We start from the raw sequence: 8,206 nt of genomic DNA, 5'->3' as shown, positions 1-8,206 counted from the left end.
TCCGATGCGGTCGTGTCTGTACTGTCTTCCAGAGGCGATGAAGGCATTTGAAAAGACGCATCCGGATGTGACGGTGATGCCGCATTTCTTTCCTTTCTCGGATTTCTCTTCATTCCTGAAGGGCGAGGAGGATCTGATCTTTGCCATGGCAGGAGATGCGAAGGGTATCCCTGATGTGCATTCCTATCCGCTCTTTGACAGCCGGATCTATCTCATCACGAAGAAGGACGACCCGCTTGCAGGGAAGGATATCGTCCGTCCGGAGGATCTTCGCGGCCGCACTCTGATGGTGGGCGGCGGTTCGCCTCCGCCTCTTCGCCGTGTGCAGAAGCGGATGATCGAGGAGGTGGGCGTGGATTTCTTCACGAGTCATGATCATGAGACGACGCTGACAAATGTGGCAGCGGGAAGGGGCGTATGCCTGGCGCCCGGTTTCCTTGATGATCATAATGGGGAATTTGCCTGGACGCTCTTCGACTGCGAGGAGAGGATTCCCTGCGTCCTTCTCTCTCATGCGGACGGCGGGAGCCGCGATGCGGAGGATTTCGCAGAAACGATCCTTTCTGTATACGCCGCCCATCCGGACTTTGCTGTATAGTTGTGCAGAAACGTACATTTTTTAGGGCAGTTTGTTACGAATTGTCACATAAAAAATGGTATAATAAAGAAAATAAAGAGAAAATGAACAAAAGTGTTTAGATATACGGATACAGGGGGAATGAAAGGATGCATTTCAGAGACAGGGTGGCATCGAAGTACTGGTACGACACGATACAGAATACGCGGTACGGATGCCTGGAAGGGTATCGCAGCGGAAAGACGCTTGTTTTCCGGGGCGTGCCCTATGGCAAGGCGGAGCGCTGGTCGCTTCCTGAATATCCGGATGCCTGGGATGGCGTGCGTGATGCGACGCTGAGCGGGCCGATGGGAATCCATGTGAACCGCGACGGCGTGCTGACGGGTGTCGAGGACTGTCTCAATATGGATATTTACCGCCCGGATACGCAGCAGACGGGGCTGCCTGTCATGTTCTTCCTGCATGGGGGAAACAACCAGATTGACGGGGCGGATCAGGTGGATTTCACGGAGTTCGCTTATGCAGCAAACGTCATCGCTATCAGCGTGAATTACCGTCTGGGTGCACTTGGCTTCAATCCGCTTCGTGCCATCAAGGGTGAGGACCCGGCGCAGGCTTCAGGAAATTTTGCAATCCTGGATGCCATCCGCGGCCTTTCCTGGGTGAGGGACAATATTGTAAGCTTCGGGGGAAATCCCGGAAATATTACGATCGCCGGTTTCTCTTCGGGCGGACGTGATGTGATGGAGCTTCTTATTTCGCCGGATGCGAAGGGATATTTCTAGAAGGCGATTTCTTTCAGCGGCGGCATGACGACGGCAGAAATCGAAACGTCGCAGAAAATTTTTGCAGAGCACCTGACTCCGCTTGTCGTGGAAAATCATGTGAAGCCGTATCTGTCAGAGGCAGAGGAATGGCTCCTTTCGGATGCGCCGGAGGTGAGGGATTACCTCTTGGGACTTCCCGCAGGGAGACTTGCCAAGGCTTTCGGCCCGGCGTATATCCGTATGAAAGAATTCCCGCATCTCTATCCGAATGGCATCGTGCTTGACTCGATGGGCTTCAAGTCGAAGACATTTACCACCGTGCCTCTTATGATGGAAACGGGGACGGATGAGTTCTCGATCTATGCAGCGCAGGATCCTTACTTCGCTCCGTATGTGGCAGACCGTTCCATCCTGACGAATGAGAAAATGAGGAAGGAATTCGAATTTGCCAAGAAGTACGGAAGCGCGATGTACCGCTTGTTCAATGCGGATGCTCCGGCATCGATGCTTGTCGGGAAGTACAGGGCGCCTATTTATACACTGACGATCGATTATGGAGACGATCCGAAAATCGTCGGGGATGCGGCAGCGCTTCTCTTAGGCTCCGTGCATGGGATATGGATTCCGTGCGTGACGGGCAGGGCAACGTCGACGACGGCAGATTTCCCGATTCATGCTTTCGACAACCCTGGCTTCCAGGATATGAAGCGCATGATCCAGCAGTATATAGGAAATTTCATGAGGACAGGAAATCCAAATGGAAACGGCCTTCCGGAATGGCAGAAGTGGATGACGGCCAAGGATGGCTTCGGCTCGCTGGTCATTCATACGGACGGGAATACGGCTGCGGCCGGACAGATCACAGCGCATGAAACGTATGAGGATGTCATCCGTGCGCTTGAGGCGGATGATTCGATCGATCCGGAAGCGAAGGATATCATCATCCATCATGTCCTCTCCGGACGCTGGTGGAGCGGTCCGATCGACCGTCATTTCTCACATAAGGAAAATTGACTCTGAACCGAATCGGAGACGGCTGGAAGACCGAAAAAAAGACTCCATGATTCTTCTCCGTAGGGTATGACGGATTTGATATCATGGAGATTTTTTATTGACCGTGGATAAATAAATTCATTGGTTTCTATGTGTTTTATGGTATACTTAATATAATCAAAATAGCGCGGAGGTGCGGCCGGGGATTGCCGCCAAGGGCCGCGTCGTAAAAGAAGGAGGCAGATGATGGATAATCTGTTTCACCGCGTAAGTGTACGTCAGTTCAAGGATCAGCCTGTAGAAGAGGAGAAGATCAAAGAGATGCTCCATGCAGGCATGCAGGCGCCAAGTGCAGGCAATCAGCGCCCGTGGGTGTTCTATGTGGTCACGAATAAGGACACGATCCAGGCGCTTTCCAAGGTCAGCAAGCATTCCGCATGCGCAGCAGGAGCTCCGCTCATTATTGCTCTGGCATGCAGGAAGGAAAAGCTGTCGTTCCCTGAAAAGATTCAGCAGGATATGGCGCTCTGCGCCGGCAACGTCTGGCTCGAGGCAGATAACCTGGGCTTGGGCGGCGTTTACCTTGGGGTTTATCCGGAAGAGGAACGTATGGCCAATACGAGAGCAGCCATCGATCTTCCAGAAGAGTATGATCCTTTCTGTCTGCTTGCGATAGGCTATCCGGCACGTCCGATGCGCCCGCAGCAGAATCGCTTCGACGAGACGAGGATTCACTATATCAAATAAGTAGAAAAGGGGCTTACCATTGAAGTTAGTTAAGATCAAAATCAGTTCAGCCAGTACAGCATTCCGCCCGCGTCCGGAATTCAATGATGAAGTGGAGCAGCGGGTGACGATTCATGCCAGCGGCCGCGTGCGTGTGCAGCGAATCCTTTTCGGCGATGAAACGGTAGATAATGTAGTCGCATCGAATGAGGAATTCCGCATCCCGCAGGGGGACGCAGAAGAAATCCTCGAAACGTGTGCAGGATATTTCCAGTACTGGGAAACTCCGGAAATCACGACGGATATCGGCGGCTGGAAACTGACGATGACCGATGATGAGGGACAGAAGTACCGTGCAGCAGGCCCGCTCGAGGGTGAGTACAAGCTTGGGGATAAGGATCTTAATCAGCTTATCCGTGAAAAGCTGGAACGCCGCTACGGTCTCTGGCTCTTCGATGGAAGGCCTGGCAAGACGGGCTGGGAGGAAGGATACATCCTCCTCACGGTTGAATTCGTCAAGGGCGGCAAGCGCTACTATTATCTGACGGATGATCCGCTGATCGAAGAGGGCGACCGCGTGGTCGTGCCGATCGATGTGGATCTGACGAAGAAGGTGGCTGTCGTCGTCGAGAAGACAAAGTTCACAAAAGATCAGGCACCGCTTGTTATCGATGATTTCAGCGCTGTCTTCGGCAAGGCAAGTCTTTTTGAGGAACCGAAGGAGAAGAAGGAAAGCGAAGAGAATGAGGCAAGGGCTCATGTCGTCATCCGTCCTTTCAAGGGTGAGGATGCGAAGGAGGCCGCTCAGATATGGAATGAGGTCGTGGATGCAGGAAATGCATTTCCTCAGATCGGAGGACTCAAGACACCTGAGGAAGCAGAAGATTTCTTCCGCGCGCAGTATACGGCTGTCGCTGAGCTTGATGGCGAAATCATCGGCCTCTACATTCTTCATCTGAACAATATCGGCCGCGTCGGCCATATTGCCAATGCCAGCTATGCAGTGAAGAGCAGCTGCCGGGGGCTCCACTTGGGTGAGCTTCTCGTGAAGGACTGCCTGAAGCAGGCAAAGGCGCTCGGCTACCAGATTCTCCAGTTCAATGCAGTGGTCGCTTCCAATGTCCATGCGTACCATCTATACCTGCGTCTTGGCTTCACGGACCTGGGCATCATCCCGGGAGGCTTCAAGAATAAAGAGGGCGAATACGAAGACATCCATGTGATGTATCGTCTGCTTGCAGGAGAATAAAGACACGGAGACGATCTTTCAGGAGGGATAATGAGAGACGGTATTCCGGAGCTGAAGAAGGTCAGGGTGACATCAGAGAATAAGAATGCCTTCAAGGCTCCCGCGGGAAGTGAGGTCCGCGAGGAGGTCACAATCCGCAGAAACGGCCGTATTTCGGTCAAGAGGTTTGCATATAAAAAGACAAAATCCGAAAAGGAACCTGTGCTCAAGGTCAAGAGCGAGGAAGATTTCCAGATTCCGGGGAAAAGAGCGAAGGAGCTTCTTTTCGAGTACCAGCGCATTTTTTCCATGCACCCGGAGAGGGAGCCTGTCAGGGGTGATGAAATCTGGGAAGTGAAGCTGCAGCTTGAGGACGGGACGAAGTGGACGGAGACAGGCTTTGCGGAAGCCAGGGACTCCTTCGCCCGTTTCCTTGACGGACTGACAAGAAAGATGCTGCGGCGGAGGGATTTCCGGCTCTTCACCGGCAGTGATGAGTAGCCGGATATCCGGCAAAGGAGAGATCATGAAAGCAGCGAAGATTACGATCGAGTCGAGGCTTGCTTCAGTGAAGGAGGCGGAGGCGCCGGGCACTGAAAAGGGACAGACGGTCACGATCGGACGCGGCGGAAACGTCACAATCACGGGACAGAATCCGGGCGAATCGGCGGAGACGAAGACGTATGATTGTCCGGACCAGCATCTGGAGATCCCATCTGAAAAAGCAGAGGAAATCCTGAATCTTCTGGGAGCCTTCTTTGGAGAAAAGTCTGGCGGAGAGGACAAGGGTGAAGGAAACTGCTGGGTCGTTTCTATCGAGGACGAAGACGGAAATGTCCTGACGGTATCGGGAGAGTATATACCGATCGATGAGAATTCGATTCCGTCATGCTCGGCCAAGCTGAACGAACTTGGCGACAAGATCCGCGAGGCAGTTTCAAGACCGCGCCTCTGGCTTTTCAATGAACCGTAACGGCCTTTGATGAAAGTCTTAGAGGAGAGTATATGAAGAAACACAGTCAGTTGAAATGGCTTGCATCGCTCGCGCTTGGCGCAGGCGTGCTGGCCGCTTATGGCATCCATGATGCACAGGCAGCCTATGCAGCGCTGCCGGCAGATGGAACGGCAGGCGTCGTGGAGCAGAAGGAAGCACAGCCGCTTCGCTGGTTCACGGAAAAAGCGGACGCTGTGGGAAGCAGCACACCGTATGGGAATAATGAAAAAGCTGGCCATTATGTACAGTCCGGTGATGCCAGGCTGTACTATGAAGTCTACGGCAAGGGAACGCCGGTCGTCGTTCTTCATGGAGGCGGCGTAGGCACTCCTTATGAAATGGGATGCATCATCGATGAACTCAGGAAGAACCATGAAGTCATCGTCATGTCGACAAGAGGCCACGGCCGGTCAGAAATCGGTCATTCGCCTCTGACCTACAAACAGAAAGGCGAAGATGTCCTTGCTGTCATGGATGCAGCGCATGTGAAGAAAGCAATGATCGTCGGTTTCAGCGACGGCGCCTATTCCGCGTATGAGACAGCCGTCCTTGCGCCGGAGCGCGTGGAAAGAATCGCAGCGATCGGTGCAGGTACTCTGAGAAAGGGATATTTCTCAGCCGATATCGATGTGGAAGCGCTTGAAAAAGTCGATCCTGCCTTCTTTGCACAGCAGAAGAAGCTGATGCCGGAACCGGAGCGTTGGGGGTCCTTCATGAAGGACTACATGAAATTCTGGAACGGCATGGAAGTGGGCAAGGAAAACTTTGGGAAGATCGAATGCCCCGTCCTTCTGATCGCAGGGGACGAAGACGACCACGCACCGATGGTGACGATGGTCGAAGCGGCGGATCTTCTGAAGAACGGACGCCTCCTCATCGTGCCGAAAGCATGGCACACGGCGTTCTTGGATAATTTTCCTGTCGTATGGGCAGGAATAGAACCTTTCCTTGATGCGAAGGAATCTGATCTCCTTCCGTCAAAGAAAGTGGCTTACAATGATAAGATTCTGGAGAGCGGGAATCTGGGAGACAATCACTAAATCCTTTGTGGAGAACTCCCTTCGCGGGAGTGGAGGATGGAAGTAAGGCCCGGGGCGGGCACGAAAGAAGGATGCGTTATGCGGTACTTTTTGCAGCCTCAATTTACGGAAGGCAGCGAAACCCCGTATGGAAATAATCCGGAAGCGGGGCACTACGTCACATCTGGTGACGCAAAGATTTACTACGAAGTGTATGGGCTGGGGGATGATGTCGTCATCCTGAATGAAGGGGGCACCGGCTGTTCCTATGAGCTGGGAAGCATGATCGATGAAATACGCGAGTATTACCGCGTCATCGTCGTTTCTTCACGCGGACAGGGGAAGTCGGAAATGGGTCATATGCCTTTTTCCCTTTCGCAGAAAGCAGCAGACGTCCTGGCCGTCATTCATGAAGAGGCGGAAGATCCCGTCATGATTGTCGGCGTGGGCGATGGTGCTTATGCTGCCATGGAAGCGGCCATCGAGGAACCTGAGATAGTCGATCGCATCGTCGCTATCGGAGCAGGAACGCTGAAGAAGGGATTCATCCCGTCATCGATTCCCTCTTCGGACGTCGTCAATGCTGATCCGGATTTTATCGCTCAGCAGGAAGCCCTCATGCCGGAACCCGAAAGGGCCGAAGAAATCTTCAATACGCAGATCAGCTACCTCCATTCACTGGAGATCGATGAAGATTTCCTTTCGCAGATTGAATGTCCCGTCCTCCTCGTATGCGGAGACGGCGACACCCACTGCCCGATGGTGACTGCCTTTGCCGCATCCCAGTGGATTCCGCACTCCTGCCTCTGCATCGTGCCGAGAGCCTGGCATACGGTGTATATGTACAATTTCCCGCTGATCCGCGCGGCCATGCTACCATTCATGGGCACATCCAGAGCCGGGCTCGTCACGACGAGGAAGATCGCATACAACATCGAAGCGCTGCAGAGAGGCATGGATGAAGTGCAGGGCGAAGAACAGATACCTTTCGGGAAACCGATTTTATACTGATGGAAGGCGCAGGCAAGGGAAGGAAGAGCCCGAGGTCTGCGTGAGTATGGAGAAACCATGAGCTTTGACAAAATAAAAATCATTTCCACAAGGCTGAAGTACGGCGTATCGCCGTCGCCGGCCGATGAAGTGGAACAGCACGTGACGATCTGGTCAAACGGGGAAGTGAAGATCTCACGATACGTATTCGGAGATATCAGAAGCGGCTATGTGAAAGCCTGGTCCGATACCTTTTATATCACCAAACCGGATGTCGAAAACATCTTCGAGCATATCAGCATGTACTTTGCTGAAAACTATGAAAAGAAGAAAAAGAAAGACAATCCAGGATGCTGGGAAATGACAGTAACGATGGAGGATGGCATGCGCAAGAAAATCCGCGGCCACCTCTGTCATGACGAATACGAGGCAGGCGACATCGAACTCAGCCGCCTCATCAGAGAAACGCTGGCGCGGCCATATCCGCTCTGGCTTTTCAATGGCCGTCTGGAGGAAGGAAGGGGCCGGTATGTCCTTCGCGTAGAAACGAAGGATGGTTCCCGTCTTTACGTAACAGATGACGAATCGATCCGGGAGGGCGACACAGTCCTCCTTCCGGCTGGCATCGACGGCCAGAAAATGGAGGGAACGGTCACCGCAAGAAAGCCGTATCAGGAAAGCGAAGCTTCCAAAGTGCTCTACAGCCTGAGCACCATCAGCGGCCGCATCGAACGCCTCCAGGAAGAAGCGTAGGCAGGATAGAAGAATGGTATGAAGGATGGAAGGCAAAAAGGCTCTCGAAAGAGAGCCTTTTTGCGTGGGGACGGGGAGAGCGGTGAATGATGGAAGGACGAAAATGGGGCCCGCCGCATGTTTTTTTCTGGCTCTTCACGGAAATTTGGGGGATGAATA

Annotated in this window: 10 protein-coding genes; all 10 read left to right on the top strand. The window is 53.1% G+C overall.

Annotation, left to right across the window (positions count from 1 at the left end):
• On the top strand, positions 1-598 hold a 598-nt coding region (locus M3200_RS01085), incomplete at its 5' end, for a LysR family transcriptional regulator substrate-binding protein (RefSeq protein ID WP_288178064.1).
• A gap of 128 nt (positions 599-726) precedes the next feature.
• The gene (locus M3200_RS01080) at positions 727-1,362 is read left to right on the top strand and encodes a carboxylesterase family protein (protein ID WP_022381692.1); all 636 of its coding nucleotides are present in this window, start codon (positions 727-729) and stop codon (positions 1,360-1,362) included.
• A gap of 24 nt (positions 1,363-1,386) precedes the next feature.
• Positions 1,387-2,358, top strand: a complete 972-nt coding sequence (locus M3200_RS01075) for a carboxylesterase/lipase family protein (protein ID WP_022381691.1) — start codon at positions 1,387-1,389, stop codon at positions 2,356-2,358.
• Positions 2,359-2,583: 225 nt separating this feature from the next.
• On the top strand, positions 2,584-3,084 hold the full coding sequence (locus M3200_RS01070) for a nitroreductase family protein (RefSeq protein WP_022381690.1): 501 nt from the start codon (positions 2,584-2,586) through the stop codon (positions 3,082-3,084).
• Positions 3,085-3,103: 19 nt separating this feature from the next.
• A complete protein-coding gene (locus M3200_RS01065; protein ID WP_022381689.1) occupies positions 3,104-4,312 on the top strand; it encodes a GNAT family N-acetyltransferase in 1,209 nt (402 codons plus the stop codon).
• Positions 4,313-4,342: 30 nt separating this feature from the next.
• Positions 4,343-4,792: a hypothetical protein gene (locus tag M3200_RS01060; protein WP_022381688.1), complete on the top strand. Its 450-nt coding sequence runs from the start codon at positions 4,343-4,345 to the stop codon at positions 4,790-4,792.
• 25 nt (positions 4,793-4,817) lie between these two features.
• Positions 4,818-5,264, top strand: a complete 447-nt coding sequence (locus tag M3200_RS01055) for a hypothetical protein (RefSeq protein ID WP_022381687.1) — start codon at positions 4,818-4,820, stop codon at positions 5,262-5,264.
• Positions 5,265-5,296: 32 nt separating this feature from the next.
• Positions 5,297-6,325: an alpha/beta fold hydrolase gene (locus M3200_RS01050; protein ID WP_022381686.1), complete on the top strand. Its 1,029-nt coding sequence runs from the start codon at positions 5,297-5,299 to the stop codon at positions 6,323-6,325.
• Between the two features lie 78 nt (positions 6,326-6,403).
• Positions 6,404-7,315 carry an alpha/beta fold hydrolase gene (locus M3200_RS01045; protein ID WP_288178063.1) on the top strand — a complete coding sequence of 304 codons (912 nt, stop codon included), beginning with the start codon at positions 6,404-6,406 and terminating at the stop codon, positions 7,313-7,315.
• A 57-nt stretch (positions 7,316-7,372) separates the two neighbouring features.
• Positions 7,373-8,047: a hypothetical protein gene (locus M3200_RS01040; RefSeq protein ID WP_022381684.1), complete on the top strand. Its 675-nt coding sequence runs from the start codon at positions 7,373-7,375 to the stop codon at positions 8,045-8,047.
• Positions 8,048-8,206: the final 159 nt, after the last annotated feature.

Origin of the sequence: Dialister sp. CAG:357 (genome assembly GCF_000435155.1) — a bacterium.
Taxonomy (GTDB): Bacteria; Bacillota; Negativicutes; order Veillonellales; family Dialisteraceae; genus Dialister; species Dialister hominis.
This window is presented reverse-complemented; position numbering and strand designations above follow the sequence as displayed.